Genomic DNA, 17,953 nt, shown 5'->3' with positions numbered 1-17,953 from the left:
TCACTTCGGTTCTAAATTTAGCACCTTCCCCTCTATCCCCTCCGTATTCAATGTAGTCGTATGATACGTACCATTTACCCAATCATCTATTTGATCATGATACCAATCGCTTCTAAAATGTCCCGACTGTCCTGGTCCTACGATATGATAACCGTTTGACATATCTTTCGTATCAATAATGAATCTCCAAGACGCTCCGTGATTGACAATGCCGTTCTCGCCGTAACTCGCTGCTTGGACGGTAACTTGACTTCCTCCAATTGGAACTGGTTTCTCACGATTAAAAGCGAGTAATGCTAACATACTCGATGATTTCGAAATTGGATGTGTAAAAGCGAGTTGATGGTAATCGCCCCACTTCCACTCTCCAACATCGGGTCCATATTCCTTCTGCAATTTCTTCATTACATTCTCGTACGATGTATGCACAACTGTTGTGAAACCTCCGTACTTCGTAAACCAAACGCTATTTTCTCCCGCTACTTCTTTTCGAATCAATTCATCAACAACTTGTGACTTCCCTTCAAATAACTCCATTACATCTTTCGGTATTTCTTTTGAAAATAACGTATTTGAAATCTCTTTCATTAACAAATGGAATATTAATGGTGCCGCTTCATCTTTACTATCGTAAAAATTCCACTTTGTTAATTGGTCTACGCCTTCTTTCTCTACCTCATTTAAAGATGCTTTATTTAACTCTTTTAAAAATATAGGAGTAAACTCTTTCCCGTATAAATTCTTTTGATCCATCTGTAACTCTTCTAAATCTTTCACCGTATACTTTTCCTTCTCTTGCAAAAATTCTTGAATACGCATTTGCCTATATGGCTGCGCCCACGTATCGCTAATATGATATGGATAATCATCATCAACAATTTTATTATTCGCAGTTGAAATAAACCCTTGTTTTGGATTGATTACTTTTGGAAGTTGATCAAACGGGATATACCCTTCCCATTCATATTCATCTGTCCATCCTGGAACAGGCAAGCTACCATCACCTTTTTTACGCACTGGTATATTTCCATTCGCTTTATAAGCAATTGTGCCGTCATTTGATGCAAACACAAAGTTTTGGGTTGGTGTATGAAAATCTTGAAGAGCGGTTTCAAACTCATTCCAGTCTTTTGCTTTGTTCATATTTAATACAGCTTTTAACTCAGCTGACGGTTCTAAAGCTGTCCATTTCAAAGCAAATACTGTTTTCGTTTTCTCCTTCCCCTTATCCGCAAACTCTGAAATTACTGGCCCATGTCTCGTAATCGTAACGTTATAAGGAATTGTCTTCCTGCCTTTTACTTTAATCGACTCGTCTACAACGGTAGCTTTCTCCCATTTATCGTTATACAGAAATTCATTTTCATTATTAGGATTTCTCTTCTCAATATATAAATCTTGCACATCAGGCCCCGTATTCGTAACGCCCCACGCTATTTTGTCATTGTGTCCTAATATAACACCTGGTACTCCGGCAAAAATAACGCCACTCACATTCAAACCTTTCATTTCAAGTCGCGTTTGATACCAAATAGAAGGCGTCGCAAGAGATAAATGAGGATCATCTGCTAAAATTGGCTTACCTGACGCACTCTTCTCACCGCTCACAACCCAGTTATTACTACCGTTAAACTCCGGCGGAATTATCGTTTTTGAAAAACTTTGTGCTACGTCCACATTTGTATTTTTCAGTTCAGTTAGCAATCTAGGGGCATCTTTCGGATATGCAGGAAATAGCTCATTCGCTTGCTCTTTCGGAAGATTTTTCAGCGCCCAATATCGAAATGCCTGTCCGTGCCAATGTCCTCCTAAGTCAAACGCCATATACTTCCCGATTGTTAAAGTATCAACAATTGACCACTCAGCAGGTTCATAACCTAATATAGTAAACTCAACTGGTAATTTCTTTTCCTTTTTCGCCTCACGTATAAAAGCGTTCACCCCATCAGCAAATGACTGGAGGGCATATTTCGCTTCTCCATCATATTGACCAACTGAAGCTTCGGCCGCTCGCCGTAAACCGAGTGTTCGAAACAATTTATCTCGATCAACAGCTGCTTCCCCAACAACTTCACTTAACATACCAGACGCTTGTCTTCTACTTAAATCCATTTGAAACAAACGATCTTGCGCTTGCACATATCCTTGTGAAAAATATAAATCATGTGCATTTTCCGATTTAATATGCGGTACACCTTTACTATCACGCTTCACCGTAACAGCCTGTTGTAAACCCTCTAGCTTTATCGTTCCATCTATCTTTGGCATAGATTTCAGCGTATATATGTTCAAAAAAATCACAGCGGAAATAACTAACAAAAGAACGATACTACTAGCCCAAATAAAAATTCTTTTTCCCTTTTTTCGTTTCTTCTTTATAACGACTTCCATATAACCACCCCTTTCTCACAATATTCGCTTCTATAGTAAAAGAACCTTTTAGACTAGAAAAAATCCTTATCCAAACTATGGATCATACAAACCAAATACTTCTCTCCTATGCATTCCTTCACTAAAATCTACTCGTCCTTTCTTACACCAATTCCTCAAAATCCCCTTCACATAAGCTAACGTTTTCTTATTATTTTCAAACGCAATTTTAAGTGCCTCTAACACTTTCTCTCCAGAAAGTCTTTGTATCCAATTCTTCAATTCCTTCACAATATATGGGGATAAACTACTAATATTTTGTTCATAAAACTTATAAACTTCACTATTTGGAACGTCCTCTTCTATGGTTTCCACCTCTATCTCTTCCGCTTCTTCTTTCTCTTCAATAACTACTTGTGAACTACTATTATCCTCTTCTTTTGGCATACCAAAATGCTGCAATAATAATGGAATCTTGTATTCTTCTTCAAGGCATTTACGTAAAAATATATGTATGAACTCATTACTTTTTATAGTCTTTAACTCACGTAATACGCACTTCTCCACATTCGTATTTGAAATAGGGTTATAGTGTAACCAGTTTATTATGAATACCTCTTTCGTTTCCGTATCATATAGAATCTTTCCATACTCAACAAACCTGTTTAGCAACTTCTCAACAGTCTCCATACTATAACCTGTTTCAAGCTCTGCCACACGCTTCGGTAATATATAAATACCACATTGCTTCGTTTTCGTACCAGTTAACAAATATATGTAAAAATAACGCTCCTCTGGCGTTAAATCTAATATGAATTCATCTTGCCAAAAGTTCACCTGCACATTACGGTATACTGCCATATGTTTCCCTCCACTCTTTGCTAGTAAATAGGAAAATTTTAATCCTTCATTATAAAGATAGGACTGCGGGAATGGTTTTGGCATTCGAATTACAATTTTTTTACTACTACAACGCCGGTTTCATTTTTTCGCGCTTGTTTTGTTCTTGTAGTTGTTTTTGTTTTTTCTTAGTGATTTATTACTTGGTAGGGGCTTATGAGGGGCTTGGAAGGGCATTCTACATTACAATCTATCAAATACAATTGTTCTTCCTACTAAATAGGAGCTATTCCAAATTATTATTTTGGATAGCTCCTTTCAAATTCTTCTTATTTTTTTACTTCTACCAATGTCAGCTTCTACATACAATTTCTTCTGCTATTTGTGGGCAGTAACACTCTCATTTCAAAATTTGGTGAATAAACTGCTTGATTGCAATGCGAGTGGCCCTCACTGATTAAAGTTTCATTTTATTTTTGCATTGAATCTAACATCTTCACAATAAAGGCAGCCGCCTGACCACGAGTTGCTGTGCCTCGAGGATCAAACTCATTATTTCCAATACCATTAACTACCTTTAGACTGTATAATCGTTGAACCGATTCTTTGTATGTTATTAAATGCTTATCTGTAAATGGTAATGCTACTAACTCACCTGTAATTCCTTTATATCGTAATGCTTTGTCAATCATAATAGATACTTCTTCACGAGTAATTGGTGAGTTAGGATCAAAAATCCCTTCACCACGACCATTAATAATTCCTGCACTTGCACAACGTTTAATACCGTCATGAAGTGATGGATGTGCCTCATTGATATCTACAAATGACTTATTTCCCTCTGGTAGTTTAAGAGCATTCGAGATTAATTTCGCAAACTCCGCTCTCGTTACATTTCGATATGGCGCAAATACACCATTACCTTCGCCTTGCATAATACCTAGACTGTTTAATTTACGAATATGCCCTTCAAACCAGCCACCTGTAATATCATCTTTTGGTTTTTGTACTTCTTCCTTAGGCTTTTGTACTTCTTTCTTTGGTACATTGTAGTTAATTTTAATCCAACTTGGGTCATAGAAAATCCATTCTCCATTACCTACTTTATACCAACCATTTTTAACCGCTAATACTTTGTAACGATCTCCGTTTGAAGCTTTACGTACAACCCGATGTTCAATACCCGCATCACTACGTACATTGATGCCACTACCATTTACCACTAGTTCCATGCTAGGTTCAGCTGGATTATTTTCATTTGGATTAAATGAGTCATTTTTATCTTGTAAAGGCGTATCAATCTGCGCATTTATATTTGCATACCACTGAATTCCTTGTACGAAACCAGCCCAATTACCACGTGAAATTAAAATGTCAGGACATTTTTTCCCGCTCCATTGTTGATGCTTGTAAATATGACCTGCACCAATTCCTTCTTTGTTCATTAAATAACCTGCAAGTCGTTTTGCATTTTCTAACGCTTTATTGTAATCACCGTCTTGGTTAACCGCAATCTCGATACCGATAGACTCCCTGTTTCCTGAACCATCTCCATCGCCTGCATGCCAACCATTTTCGTTTGTTGGTAAGTGTTGATAAATTTGTTTATCATCTACAGTAAAATGCCATGAAGCTGTTCGGAAAGTGCCTTCAGTTGCTTGCTTGTATAAATATTTCGCATGATTTTCAGCATTAGCACCAGCGGCTGTATTTGCGGTCTCATGAATTGTAATGTAACGTGCTTTCATCGGATTTGCAGGACGAATATCAGGATTTCCTGCTGGAACAATCCACTCCACAAATGGAACCCCTGCAAGTGTTCCATATTTCTTCGTACTCTGTGCACTATATTGAATACCTCTTGGCTTTGCAACAGGTTTCATTTGACGATCAGATCCATCATTTCGACCATCTACAGATTCAAATGCCTTTTCAATGTTTGAAATAGCTTCCTTTTCTGCTACTTGCCCCTTCTTAGCATCTTGCACTTTGTTTAATTCTTCTGTTTCATCATGTTTATGCTTATATTCTTCTAAAAGAATTTTTTCATTTTCAGATACTTCTGCTTCGTTAATTTGTACATGATCAGGAACTTCCAACTTGAAATTAGAATAATTTAATCCGCTCGTTCCATTTTCTCCCTGGGCAATATTAAGTTGATCAGTTTGAGATTTGTTCAACTCTTTTGCTGATGCTGATAAAGGTACGCTCCCTAAAATCACTAGACTTGTTGATAGTGCGATTACTTGTTGTTTGATTGTCTTATTCATTATTATAATAGATACATACACATTGCCGCCGTGTATGTATCTCAACCTCCCTTTATTCTCACATTAATTTGTTAAAATATGAATCTACTATGTACTTCTAATATGACTTCTTTTTATTTACATATTTAAATAATTATATTTTATAACCATTAAGAAAATATTTATATGTCATCCCTACAGATGAATTTCATCTAACATACTTTTTACAAAATCCGTCAACAAACATTATTTTACAACTAATTACAAATACCGTCAAAAGCATTTGTACATACTGGCATGTTTTTAGGCTGAATCATTGAACATAATTTATTTAGTCAAGAATTTGAAGAAGAGTCTCCAGACGAAATTAATCAATTTAAACTTAGACAAATGACTGGCACACAAATTTATATAAACTGGGATGGCGTTTTAGCAGACAACATGTTAAATGATGAGGGCAACCAATTCGCAATGTACTACTTTAACAATAAGGATGAGTGGAAGTATATAGATGATTACTCAGGTATTTTTACAGACGATGGAGAAACTCTCTACCACGTGCAAGTTACTTGAGAAAATTATTTCAAATTAAAAGAAGTTATTGATAATAGCTATAATTTTTGGAAAGACAACTTACAAAATATATAATTATAACAAGTCGATTTCTTATTTTAATAAGGAATCGACTTTCTTAATATTTAATTTGCTGATTAACATCTCACTCAAAAATTATTTTACTAACGATACTATTATAGATACCGAATTATCTATAACGGAACGTTCTGGGCGTGATTTCATTAACACTGTTAATCCAATTAAGGACGTGACTAATGTTTGCGCTAATGCTTTAGCGTTCAAATCACTTTGTAGTTCTCCTGATCGAATTCCTTTCATGATTAATTCTTGAAAAATAACTGCAAGATACATTTGGTGTTCTCTAGTCAGTACTTCAAACTTTTCATTATGAGGAGCAAGCTCAACCATTGTGTTAATACAAAAACAGCCTTTACTGAACTCTTTTTTATATTCCTCTTCCACCATATTTTCAAAAAACATCCGAATTGCTTCTTTTACAGATTGTTCGTTTTGAAGTTTTGTTCGTATACGAGCCGCATGTAAATTTGTGTATCTCCTTAATGCCGCTTCAAATAAGCCCTCTTTATCACCAAAAGCTGAATATAAACTCGGTTTTTGTATTTCCATTCTTGCAGTTAGATCACTTAATGAAGTAGTAGCGTATCCTTTCTCCCAAAAAAGTTGCATAGCAGCATCCAAAGCTTTTTCTTCATCAAATTCGCGTAGTCGAGCCATTTAAAAATATCCCCTTCCTCTACATTTTTAGATTATAAACTAACACTTTATGTACCAATCAGTATATTATATATCGTATTAAATTATAAACGATGTGTCAAAGAAAACAGAATTAACTCAAAATAAACTTGACATATACATTTACTCAAGATTATATTTTACTTACAAAATAACATACCGTTCGGTACGTTATTTACACCAATACAAAATGGAGCTGATTTTATGAATAGCAAGGAAAAGATGATGACCACTCTTAAACATAATGATCCCCAGTTATATTCACCTATTAGCGCAAACATGTCCCGCTACATGACTCTATTATTCGCAATAGCTTGCGGGATGGCGGTGGCAAATATATATTTCGCTCATCCGCTACTTGATTCTTTATCAAATGAATTTAAGATTAGTCATTCAACTATCGGTATTGTGATTACTATTACTCAAGTTTGTTATGCAATCGGATTACTTTTATTAGTTCCACTTGGTGACTTATTAAACCAAAAAAGACTCATTATTGTTCAAATGGTTTTATCCGTTATCGCTTTAATTGTAATTGGGACCGCTCCCTCGGCCATCGTACTTTTTATAGGTATGGCCTTAGTAGGAATTCTTGCAACAGTTACGCAAACACTCGTCGCATACGCATCCATTTTAGCAAATCCAGCTGAACGTGGACGCATAGTAGGTTTCGTTACAAGCGGCGTTGTAATAGGCATTCTCCTTGCGCGTACATTTGCAGGCGCATTAACAGATTTAGCTGGATGGCGATCCGTTTATCTCACCTCCGCTACACTTATACTATTCGTAACTGTTTTGTTATATCGTAATTTACCTACTCTTGAACAGAGCAGAATGACAACTATGCCTTACCGGAAGTTAATACGTTCTGTACTCTTATTATTTGTAGAAGAACAACTCTTACGCATTCGCGGAATATTAGCATTGCTCATTTTCACTTCATTCAGTATTTTATGGACTTCTTTAGTATTACCTCTAAGTGCTACACCACATAATCTTTCACATACAGCTATTGGTGCGTTCGGCCTTGCTGGAGTTGCAGGTGCATTAGCTGCTACTAAAGCTGGACAATTAGCTGATAAAGGATTAGGACAAAGAACAACTGGCATAGCTTTATCTTTATTAGTACTTTCATGGCTCCTAATTAAATCTATTAATCACTCTCTATTATTACTAATTTTCGGCATTATCCTCTTAGATTTAGCGGTGCAAGCTGTACATGTCACCAATCAAAGTATGCTGTTCACAGTGCGTCCCGAAGCAAGAAGTCGACTTACTGCCAGTTACATGATTTTTTATTCTATCGGTAGTGCAACAGGTGCAATTCTTTCAACAAATACGTATGCAAAATATGGTTGGGATGGCGTATGCATATTAGGTGTATCTATTAGTGCTTGTGCTCTTTTATTTTGGATAATAACCTTGCGGCGATCATCACAGCTGAACGAAGAATAATTCATTTATGATTAATACGTGTTTTTCTACAAGACTATAGAATAACATTTATTTTTTAACACAAATCAACGGCATTTTCATATAAAAAATGCCGTTGATTCACAATTTCATAATAAGAGATCCTATACTATCGAAATACATCTATTACAAATTCCCTTTAACGTTTTCAACAATTTCGTTTATCGTATTTCGATCAAACTTATCACTAATTTCGTATGGCTCACGATCTTCTACTAATTGTACGCCGACGATATCGTTGCGATTTTTACCATATTGCACTTCAATAATAGACCCACGCTCTATTTGTTTCCAAACGAGACTTGCTTCATCTTTATTATCTAAAATAATACAGTCCTCAATATTTTCATCAATTCCAATTAACTTATTATCATCCATATATCCAATCTCGTATTGTTGCCGTTCTTTCGCTTTGCCACTTACTAATATACCTTTGCTACCATATGAATAATCCATATAGTCCTTTTTCTCCGTTTGTACCGCTTTCGGCTTTTGTGCTTCAGTTTTTTCAGTAGCCCCACAACCTGTAATAAGACTGATTGGCATAACCACTATTAATACTAATCTAGTGAATTTCTTTATCATTTGTAACCAACCTCATATATTTAATGCAAAACTCCATTTATTACTCTATTAAAGAATAACATGATACTAAGTAAACAGAACGAAAGATAACATATTATTTACATACCCACACTTTAATGAAGGACCAGACCATTTAAACCTAGTCCTCCATAATTTTAGCTTTGCTTCACATACTTAATTGTACGAAATGACGTCTCATTAAATAATCGCAAGTTTTCCCCATCATAATCTTGAACTTTATATGCTATTTTCTTTTTTTGAATTGTATCTTCTACACCGTCTACTAAACGTTTATTGAGATGTAAATAGATTGTAAAAGCTTCCTTATCATATTCCCAAGTGCCTTCAATATAATTCTTTTTATTTGGATACTCATCTTTACCATACGTTTCAAATGTCTTATCACCTTTTAAAATAAGTGACATAATGAAACCGTCTGTTCCTTTGAATCCCCAATTACCAATTAATTCCGTACCATCCTTCACATTCTTCATAACGTTATCCGTATTAATTCCAGCTTTCTTATCTAACTCTTTCAAATCTTTCACAGATACTGTACCGTCACCGATTTTAATATCCCCTTCAAGATCTTTGAATGCCTTAAGCCAGTAAATATCTCCTTCTTTCACTAACTTTTCAGATTTCTCTATTAACTCTTTATCAGTCTTATCACCTTTTTCTCTTTTTTCTTTTCTGGTGAAGACTTCATTTATTAAAGAAAAAGACTCTCTAAAATAACTAATTGCTTTTTCAAAATCTTTTTGTTGGTTTACATACTCTGTCGGGGGATCTATCGTCTCAAATTTATCTAACACTTTATTTAATTCTTTCACACTATCTACTATATCTGATTTCTTTTTCTTACCATCAAAAACCTCTCTTGTAATATTGTTATGCTCCGCAAACAACTTATCAAACTCTACCCCTAATTTATACACTTTATTAGGATAGTCTTCCTTTGAAACTTTTTCTTTCTTACTATTAGACTTCGATTCTTTTACTTTAGACTCTTCCGTTTTCTCCTGTTTAGAAGTGTTCGTTTTCTCAGAAACTCCACAACCAAATAACAACATGACCGGAACTGCTACCCCTAGTAGTTTCTTTGCATTCATGACTGATTTCTCCTTCTACTTGAATAGATTACTCTTGCTATACCCATCCTCTTTTTTATCTTGTAATTAAAGTTACAATCGCAATAACTCCTAGAATCGGTCCCCAATATTCCATTTTTATAAAAAATAATGAGTGCTTTTTGTTAAACATAACTTTTTCACCAGTTTCGGTATCTATATAAACTTTCCCATCTGGCTTATTAATATATTTACCTAAATACCAAGACATAACCCCTGATATAATAAACATTACCGCCATTGGCCAACTATGGTCTTGAAAATATGTAGCGTCCCCCGTTATAGATCCAAAGATAGCCTTACCCAAAAGAGTATTAATAATTACAATAATTGCGACTAAAAAACCCCAACCAGACCAAATAATCATCTATTTCTCCTCCTAAAGCGTACAACTTTGTACTTTATGTTAATTTGAACTGCAAACGAAAATGTTTAAAAAACCGAATATTCAGACGTTAATAATTATATTTAGCTTACATTCGATTCTAACTTTAATGTCCTAAATGCAAATGAACCAGATATAATTTGTAAAATTGTCGGAATAAGTAAAAAGAATAATGACATACACAACATAACTATAGGAATCACAATCATACAAACTCCATAAACTTTATTATTAACCTTGTTTACTAAACACGATAAAATGAACAACCCTATTTGAACCGTTAAAATAATAGAGTAATAAGCTAAAAGTTCGTAATCAACACCTTCCATAATATTAAACGCTACAACTATTAATATTATAGAAATAATAATTCCCAAAATGCCACCAATTAAACCTAATACAAATTCAGGTGTTCTTTTCAATTCAATCCCCCTTTTATGAACCACTAACTGCTTGTATATTTTTCCCATTCACCATCATACCAAATATTCATTGGAAAAACTATACATACTTTTCATTCTTTCTTACAGTGACCTTCTTACCATTATAGATAGCTTGTAGCAGTCACAAAATCAAAAGCTTCAAAATTACTAACTGGTTTTGATACCTTTAGAAAGTAGACATACCTCTTAAATACAATTAGTATTAAAATAAGAAATATGAAAGACTTAAAAAGGCTCTTACATGAAGGAAGGAAGTGCACAGCTATGGATTTTAAAACAGTTATGCAAGAACTTGAGGCTCTAGGTAAGGAACGAACGAAAAAAATATACATATCTAACGGTGCGCATGAGCCAGTATTCGGAGTTGCTACAGGTGCTATGAAACCAATCGCTAAAAAAATAAAATTAAATCAAGAGTTAGCTGAAGAGCTTTATGCCACAGGTAACTACGATGCTATGTACTTTGCAGGTATTATTGCCGATCCAAAAGCTATGAGTGAGTCTGATTTTGATCGCTGGATAGACGGGGCATATTTTTATATGCTATCTGATTATGTAGTGGCAGTAACTTTATCGGAGTCAAATATTGCACAAGATGTTGCTGATAAATGGATTGCAAGTGGGGACGAGCTTAAAATGTCTGCCGGATGGAGTTGCTACTGTTGGCTTTTAGGAAATCGCAAAGACAATGAGTTTTCCGAAAGTAAAATTTCCGATATGCTTGAAATGGTGAAAGATACAATTCATCATTCTCCAGAACGAACAAAATCCGCTATGAATAATTTCCTAAACACCGTGGCAATTTCATATGTACCACTACACGAAAAAGCAGTCGAGATTGCAAAAGAAGTTGGTATAGTTGAAGTCAAACGTGATAATAAAAAAAGCAGTTTGTTAAATGCTTCTGAAAGTATTCAGAAAGAACTAGATAGAGGAAGACTTGGTTTCAAGCGTAAGTATGTAAGGTGTTAAAAGTATGAAGGTGTCAATCTAGGAGAGATTGACACCTTTTTTGTGGACATTACTAGACTAACGGAGCTGCAAGTTAAAGGGAACCAATCATTCATCTCCCGCTATACATCTCAAACTTCTTCTTTCAACTTATATACCCTATCTCTTTTCTCATCATCTTTGATAAAAATAAGTTTTCCTTCTGTAACAAAACCTTCTAATAGTAAACATACTTGTCCATATGCTTTAGGCTTATTCGTAGTAAATCTTTCATCGGGTATTTTACCAGATCGTATTAATCGTTCACATAGCTCAAGCGCACTTATTTCTTCAGAATCAATTAATTCTAAAATATCTTTTTGTAATGGTGATAAAGGGGCTGGTACCTTACATACCTCAGCTACCTCCACCTTTTCTTTTTCTTCTTCAAATAAATCTTCAAATGAAATTTGATTCATTACATCTGTTCCTTTCTAACGATTGATTTGTATAATATGAACTGAATCCTATAGCGTATTTATTATTATGTATTACTTACCTTTTTTCATAAATCTCAAACTCATGTACATCGTTTCATATAGTATGTTTTGATTATACCAAATATACGTTCTGTTTTCTATTGTAGAATTTTCATAACAGAAATGAAAGTAATAGTAAACATTTCTCTTCTCGTTAGTTATATAGAAAACTATGTAAAAAGTTTACATAATAAAATTATAGTGATCTGTTAAATTTCTATGCAAAAAAGAAGCACTTGTTGCCTCAAGTAGACAATCAAGTGCTTTAAGTTCATATGTTTTTAAGTAGCATTAATCTTGTAAGTTTTGTAGTAACAGTATGACACCTTTTATACGTCATGACAACTACTACGTTAAAACTTACGAGTTTGTACGAGTTCGTTAGTTTTATGTCCATTCCATGTCTTTATATTCGTCGCACATTAAAATGTCATCTCGCCTAAGCTCGTACCTTATTTTCTATTCTATCATTGCACACAGTACTCCATGACGGTACAACCATCATGAAGTGCGTACTTCAAAATGACCTTTTCTTTTTTGTACACTTCAACTATCCCTTAATTCTATCAGCCCATATATTCCGAATGAATAAAAAAACAATTTTATTGTCTCTATAAAAATAAACTTCGAAGTTTAAAGTACAACGTCCTGATAACCTACCTCAGTTACTTCACCTTTCACAAAACAAAGGCCTAATCCATTTTCCATATCCCATGTACAGTCAAACGTAAGTCCGATATCAAGAAAGTCGATAAGGTCATTATCTGGAACAAAAATTCCAACTAAGGTTATTTTTTCAAGAATTTGAGTAGCTGTTTCTATTAAAGGATAATTTTCGTTAAATTCAACATCGTAACCAAGTTCATATCTTTTTTGTTTATAATAATCTAATATAGGCTCCAAAATACTTTGTTGTAATTGTTGCCATCTTTCTATTAAAAAATTATATGCCATATATTGTTCTTCCTCAAACTGACCATCATCTTCTCCCCTGACTATTAATGCCACCTTAACTTCGTTCCCAAAAAACTCAATGTTTTTATATCCAATCCAATCATAATTATTAAACTCAAGTTCGCCAAAAACTGCATCATTTATTTTCATTATATATCTCTCCTTTATTGTTTACTAGCAAATCCATCTGGCATAAACGCTCCTGCATTGATTTCACCTACTCCACCAAGATGTCCAAATTTACTGTTTATCTCTGTCGGTACAAGTTGCACTGTCTTTACATCATTTAATTCATGCCAAGTTAACTTGTGTGCACGTCGATATTTCTCTATTTGCTTCCATGTAATTTCACCAGATTCCATCCCAAACTTACGTGCTAATTCAGGAGAATTATTCAATTGCTCAGCCAATTTTTCATCTGCTTGAGTGAAATTAAGACGTCTTGCTGCTGATCCATTTCCACCAGTGCCGCCTACCATATGATTGATTTCTACCTGTGCTTTTGATACTGGTGAAAAATCAGGAACTCCATTTTTATATTGAATACCCTTTATACCAGCCTCATCTAATATGCTTTTCAATTTAGGGTCTGGTGGCGGTTTAAGCGTACTTAAAGATTCTCTCCTAATTCCTTCAAATTCAATCTTTGGATTAATCTGTGCAGGTGTTTGATTAATCCTTGATTCATACGAACTAGCAAAATCAGTTTGTCTAAAAGCAGGTGGAACTTCAACCTCTCTATTACCCGTACCCTTAGCCACACTACCTTCCTTACTAACTCCTGAACCACCACTACCCTTAGCAAGTTGATAAGCGTCATCCTTAGCTGCCGTACTTGCCTTTGAAAACTTTCCGGCTACTTCACCAACAGTTGAAGATTCTATATAAGGAAGCTTCATTCCTATTCCAGTATCCACCGTCCTAACTGCTACTGGAATAGGAGTATTTTTCATAGCATCTAGTGCATTTTTTAAAGTCTTATTTTCCCTAGGCGATTGTACCATATTATTTCTACACTAAAACAAAAAAAGCACTTGTTGCCTGTAATTGACAATCAAGTACTTTAAGTTAATATATTTTTAAGTATCGCTAATTTTGTAAGTTTTGTAGTACAGTTTGACACCTTTTATATATCGTGGCAACTACTACGTTAAAACTTACGAGTTTGTACGAGTTCGTTAGTTTTATGTCCATCTCATGTTTTTATATTCACCACCATGTAAAATGTCATATCGCCTAAGCTCGTACTTCGTTTTCTATTCTATCATTGCACACAATACTCCATGATGGTACAACCATCATGAAGTACTTACTTTTTAACAGCTTATTCTTTTTCTTTCCACTTCAAAAATAAATTCTTTTTCGTTTACTTGTCTTATGTGAATTCTTTAATTTCTAACCCTAATTGTCTATACCTTTCAATACTAATTAACCCTCAAATTATAGATTTCCTGCTAACATTAAAAGGATCTACGTTATTTTCCTCTAACAAATCTTCAAATTTTTCTGTTCCGTATTTTACAAAACATTCATATTCCGACTGGGAAATAAAGAATGCTAACAAAATTTTACCATCTTGATCTTCACTTCCAGTACGTACATCACCATATTCTTCTGGAAAAGCGAATGGTTCAGTAAAGTAAACTGCACTTTTATTATATTTTTGAACAAATGATTTATCAATACTTTCAATACCACTAATTGCTGTTCCTCGTCCTATTTCTATTCCATTACCTATACAATAAAATAAAGCACTTGCAAGGATATACCCTGTACTATTAAATGCCCCATCAACTACCATTGAAATTTCAACATTATCCCCTACTATTTCTTCATATTTACTGAGTCCAAGTGTATTAAAAACTAAACATTCTTCAAATACATTTTCATATTTTAAAATTTGCATACTCGGAAGCTCTTCATTATTTTTAAAAACCTCTCGGTCTATTGGATCACCTAAATATTTACTATAATGGTCATAATAAAGCTCTCCGTAATTTATCATTCTTTTATCTCCCCTTTATATGTTCCTTCTATTCCTTCAAATTTATGACTTATATTACATTCATGACATTGAACCCTTATTCGAGCATTATATTCATCCAATACTTCTTTTCGTGTTGGTTTTACTTCACCTGTTTTCATACTTACAACTCTTTCTGCCCAAGTATCTGGATAATGATCTAAGTCATATCCAATTCTTTTTACTGGTCCATTTTTAGTATTAATGGTAATACTATCTGGAATATCTTTTCCGCACGTAGGACAAATCATTTTTCCTGTTGCATTTTTTGGTGCTTCACTTTCTGCTTTAACACGAGTACCTTTTCTAAAACTACTTCTCTTATACAAACTATCAGTTTTTTTAACTTTTGTACTACCTTCACCCGTACCCTTACTAGCAAGAGAAGCCTCTACACCCTTAATCTTATCATCTATAATCTTATTACTTTCTGTATGATGCTTATTCACCCAGCTTTGGAAATCTGTACCACCTTGCTTAGATATTAGTAAGCCATTTCCATCAACTTCAAAACTTGCCGATTTGGCTGTCCTATCATCTATGCTTTTGGCTATTTTTTCGCCAAATTGATACATCTTTTCATTTCCGGATTTCTCCATTTTAAGGCTCGCTAGTTTCAAACGGTCAAGCATAATAGCTTTATTATCACGCAATGATTGTACCACATTTTTACCCAAATTTGGATTAAAACCAGGCATTCCTTCTTTGAATTTTAATAATTTGGCTAAATCAGCTAATTCACTCGTGCCTTTGAATGCTTTTACTCCTTTTCCTACTGCTCCAACAACTGGGATTGCATCTAATCCGCCAAAAATGATGTTTCCTACCCGCTCTTCTTGGCTCAATTTCCTATGTGTTCCCCAGTCTTCTCCGTCGATACCGCTTTTTATTTGTACACCTCCGTATACTACTGCGGCAGCGGCCCCGAGTGGCGGGCAAAGGATTGTTGTGATGATGATTCCTAGGCCTATTCCTATGTCTCGCACCATTTCTAGTTTTTTCTGTTCATCTTCTATCGATTTGTATTCAAATCCTCGTGTGGATGGGACTACTTTCTTATATTCTTCATAATTTAGTTTTGCATCTGGGTTTTGTTTTTTTAGTTCTTTGTACTCCGCTCTCAGTACGTTATCAAATGCAGGTGAATCTCTAAAAATATCTTCTACTGTTATTTTATCTTTTTTTGTTTTTATTGTTTGTGGTACACTTCCGTACCCTGCGTGCGCATCTGGTAATACTGTCGTTGTTGTGGAGCCAATTCGGTTATCTGTTTCGAAACTGAGAATAGATGTATCTCTCATTTTTTGAGCAAATTTATCCATTTCTACTAAAAAAGGTTTATCTATATGTTCAGAGACCAATCGCCCGGCTTCTCCGCAATATTTTTGTAATGTCGAATAGCTATCAAGTAATTCTCCTATTTTTTGCGATTGATCTTTTGGGTTAAAGTGTATACTGCCATCTGAGTCTAAATCTCGTATTCTTCCATCAATTTTTTTCAATAATTCATTTGCGCGCTGTAATTTTATGAGTGCATCTTTTGTAATTCGATTCATACCATCCCCCATGTTTTGCCATGGTTCAGGTCTATATTTCACATCCATTTCGTTTTCATCCCCCAGCCGTATGGTGATTTCTACAACTTACTTAATCTTTCACGTAATTGTTCGTCCTTTTCAAGCATTTCCACGCATACATTTCCTACAACTTTCGCCGACCTCAAATAGTGTTCAGACAATTCAAGTGTTTTGTGTAATATATCAGGATATTTTTCAATTACTCTCATCGCTTCACCTTTTTGATAAAAATCACTGCTTAATAAACTCTCAATATTCGTTCCAATAACGTCTACATGGATTTTATATATATCTTCTAATTTCATTACTATATCAAGTAGTTCTTGAAAATTAACTAATACTTCTTCTCCACCACCAGAACCACCGTCTCCCATTGATACTTGCATTATTCAATACCTCCTAACGAAAATTGTCTCGGATCAACTAATTTTTTATACGGCATTTTTAACACGTCATACAATTTCTTATTTACCGCATAGAGACTCACCCAGTCATATCGATTACGTTCTACATCAATTTGAACGAAATCTTCTCCTTCAGTGAAATATAAGAAACATTCCCATTTTCCTCCTCTATTACTACGAGGCCTCGTATACGTTTCTATCGCTATAACGTCTTTATTTGATAAATCTTTTCCCTCAAATGTTTGTTGTTCTGCCTCTGTCATTCTCTTTGAGAAAAATGTATCTTCTATTTCCCTCGGTTCTCTCAATAAGAAGGGAATGCGTGTTAATAATGAAAAATATACGTCCGGTTTTGGTATGTAGTCGATCTCGTATTTTTTATTTGGTTCTATTTCTGTTAATACAGCCACTCGGTCTTTATCCTCTTTTAAAAAGCCAATTAATACATTATTCATTCTCGTGTATTCATGACAATTTTCATATTCCTTTAATAGTTCAATTATTTGAAAAGCTGCAGGGGTAATTCCATTTTCACTTGTAAGTAGGCCTTTTTCTTTTAAACTCGTAGTTGCTTTCGTGACACATTCTGCATCAAGTAAAATAATTGCGTCACGGTTTGGCAATCCAAATATATCGGTAACCCCAGCTGCACCTGCGAGAACATATAATTCAGCAGGTGCAAAACTCATTTCTTTCCCCATTCTTTTATCCCTCGTTTCTCC

The 17,953-nt window shown here is 34.6% G+C and carries 17 protein-coding genes and 2 pseudogenes; 3 read left to right on the top strand and 16 right to left on the bottom strand.

Features of this window, described 5'->3' with window-relative positions:
* The 3 genes from CGQ22_RS21040 to CGQ22_RS21025 all read right to left on the bottom strand — a co-directional run bounded on the left by CGQ22_RS21040 (window position 1) and on the right by CGQ22_RS21025 (window position 5,480).
* Window positions 1-2,391 carry a penicillin acylase family protein gene (locus tag CGQ22_RS21040; protein WP_089149252.1) on the bottom strand — a complete coding sequence of 797 codons (2,391 nt, stop codon included), beginning with the start codon at window positions 2,389-2,391 and terminating at the stop codon, window positions 1-3.
* Between the two features lie 75 nt (window positions 2,392-2,466).
* Window positions 2,467-3,315, bottom strand: coding sequence for a DnaD domain-containing protein (locus tag CGQ22_RS21035; protein WP_131250171.1), 849 nt, complete (start codon window positions 3,313-3,315; stop codon window positions 2,467-2,469).
* A 365-nt stretch (window positions 3,316-3,680) separates the two neighbouring features.
* Window positions 3,681-5,480 (bottom strand): S-layer homology domain-containing protein, encoded by a 1,800-nt coding sequence (locus CGQ22_RS21025; protein WP_139032832.1) that lies wholly within the window; start codon window positions 5,478-5,480, stop codon window positions 3,681-3,683.
* A gap of 246 nt (window positions 5,481-5,726) precedes the next feature.
* On the opposite strand from CGQ22_RS21025, the pseudogene CGQ22_RS32785 reads away from it, so the two are divergent.
* A pseudogene (locus CGQ22_RS32785) lies at window positions 5,727-6,107 on the top strand (DUF7832 domain-containing protein).
* 81 nt (window positions 6,108-6,188) lie between these two features.
* Here CGQ22_RS32785 and CGQ22_RS21015 read toward each other — a convergent pair.
* Window positions 6,189-6,770, bottom strand: a complete 582-nt coding sequence (locus CGQ22_RS21015) for a TetR/AcrR family transcriptional regulator (protein WP_000113335.1) — start codon at window positions 6,768-6,770, stop codon at window positions 6,189-6,191.
* Between the two features lie 222 nt (window positions 6,771-6,992).
* Between CGQ22_RS21015 and CGQ22_RS21010 the strand changes: the two genes are divergently transcribed.
* Entirely contained in the window at window positions 6,993-8,243 is a 1,251-nt protein-coding gene (locus tag CGQ22_RS21010; protein WP_001085016.1) for an MFS transporter, read from the top strand.
* Window positions 8,244-8,387: 144 nt separating this feature from the next.
* On the opposite strand, the gene CGQ22_RS21005 is transcribed toward CGQ22_RS21010, so the two are convergent.
* From CGQ22_RS21005 to CGQ22_RS20990, 4 genes are all read right to left on the bottom strand, one after another.
* The gene (locus CGQ22_RS21005; protein WP_000591640.1) at window positions 8,388-8,846 is read right to left on the bottom strand and encodes a hypothetical protein; all 459 of its coding nucleotides are present in this window, start codon (window positions 8,844-8,846) and stop codon (window positions 8,388-8,390) included.
* Window positions 8,847-9,001: 155 nt separating this feature from the next.
* Complete coding sequence (locus tag CGQ22_RS21000; protein ID WP_089149251.1) at window positions 9,002-9,958, bottom strand: DUF3994 domain-containing protein; 957 nt, start codon at window positions 9,956-9,958, stop codon at window positions 9,002-9,004.
* A 55-nt stretch (window positions 9,959-10,013) separates the two neighbouring features.
* Window positions 10,014-10,343: a hypothetical protein gene (locus CGQ22_RS20995; RefSeq protein ID WP_000587855.1), complete on the bottom strand. Its 330-nt coding sequence runs from the start codon at window positions 10,341-10,343 to the stop codon at window positions 10,014-10,016.
* A gap of 101 nt (window positions 10,344-10,444) precedes the next feature.
* A complete protein-coding gene (locus CGQ22_RS20990; protein ID WP_061884394.1) occupies window positions 10,445-10,783 on the bottom strand; it encodes a DUF4064 domain-containing protein in 339 nt (112 codons plus the stop codon).
* 285 nt (window positions 10,784-11,068) lie between these two features.
* On the opposite strand from CGQ22_RS20990, the gene CGQ22_RS20985 reads away from it, so the two are divergent.
* Window positions 11,069-11,776 carry a DNA alkylation repair protein gene (locus CGQ22_RS20985; RefSeq protein ID WP_000346317.1) on the top strand — a complete coding sequence of 236 codons (708 nt, stop codon included), beginning with the start codon at window positions 11,069-11,071 and terminating at the stop codon, window positions 11,774-11,776.
* Window positions 11,777-11,886: 110 nt separating this feature from the next.
* Here CGQ22_RS20985 and CGQ22_RS20980 read toward each other — a convergent pair whose 3' ends face one another.
* The 8 genes and pseudogenes from CGQ22_RS20980 to CGQ22_RS20945 form a co-directional block, all read right to left on the bottom strand.
* Entirely contained in the window at window positions 11,887-12,213 is a 327-nt protein-coding gene (locus tag CGQ22_RS20980) for a DUF3895 domain-containing protein (protein ID WP_001071909.1), read from the bottom strand.
* Between the two features lie 243 nt (window positions 12,214-12,456).
* A pseudogene (locus tag CGQ22_RS32980) lies at window positions 12,457-12,664 on the bottom strand (hypothetical protein).
* A 242-nt stretch (window positions 12,665-12,906) separates the two neighbouring features.
* Window positions 12,907-13,377, bottom strand: a complete 471-nt coding sequence (locus tag CGQ22_RS20970) for a DUF6985 domain-containing protein (RefSeq protein WP_071759431.1) — start codon at window positions 13,375-13,377, stop codon at window positions 12,907-12,909.
* A 14-nt stretch (window positions 13,378-13,391) separates the two neighbouring features.
* Window positions 13,392-14,231 (bottom strand): HNH endonuclease, encoded by an 840-nt coding sequence (locus CGQ22_RS20965; RefSeq protein WP_089149250.1) that lies wholly within the window; start codon window positions 14,229-14,231, stop codon window positions 13,392-13,394.
* Between the two features lie 431 nt (window positions 14,232-14,662).
* On the bottom strand, window positions 14,663-15,232 hold the full coding sequence (locus CGQ22_RS20960; protein WP_000611567.1) for a suppressor of fused domain protein: 570 nt from the start codon (window positions 15,230-15,232) through the stop codon (window positions 14,663-14,665).
* A complete protein-coding gene (locus CGQ22_RS20955; RefSeq protein ID WP_089149249.1) occupies window positions 15,229-16,854 on the bottom strand; it encodes a GH-E family nuclease in 1,626 nt (541 codons plus the stop codon). The genes CGQ22_RS20960 and CGQ22_RS20955 overlap by 4 nt, the downstream gene beginning before the upstream one ends.
* A 32-nt stretch (window positions 16,855-16,886) precedes the next feature.
* Complete coding sequence (locus CGQ22_RS20950; RefSeq protein ID WP_001198195.1) at window positions 16,887-17,213, bottom strand: hypothetical protein; 327 nt, start codon at window positions 17,211-17,213, stop codon at window positions 16,887-16,889.
* Window positions 17,213-17,932: a DUF5081 family protein gene (locus CGQ22_RS20945; protein WP_000514122.1), complete on the bottom strand. Its 720-nt coding sequence runs from the start codon at window positions 17,930-17,932 to the stop codon at window positions 17,213-17,215. Before CGQ22_RS20945 ends, CGQ22_RS20950 begins: the two co-directional genes overlap by 1 nt.
* Window positions 17,933-17,953 lie beyond the last annotated feature (21 nt).

It is taken from the genome of Bacillus sp. M13(2017) (genome assembly GCF_002218325.1).
In the GTDB taxonomy this organism is placed as follows: domain Bacteria; phylum Bacillota; class Bacilli; order Bacillales; family Bacillaceae_G; genus Bacillus_A; species Bacillus_A thuringiensis_K.
The sequence above is the reverse complement of the archived record's forward strand: the minus strand, read 5'-3'. Positions and strand labels throughout refer to the sequence as shown.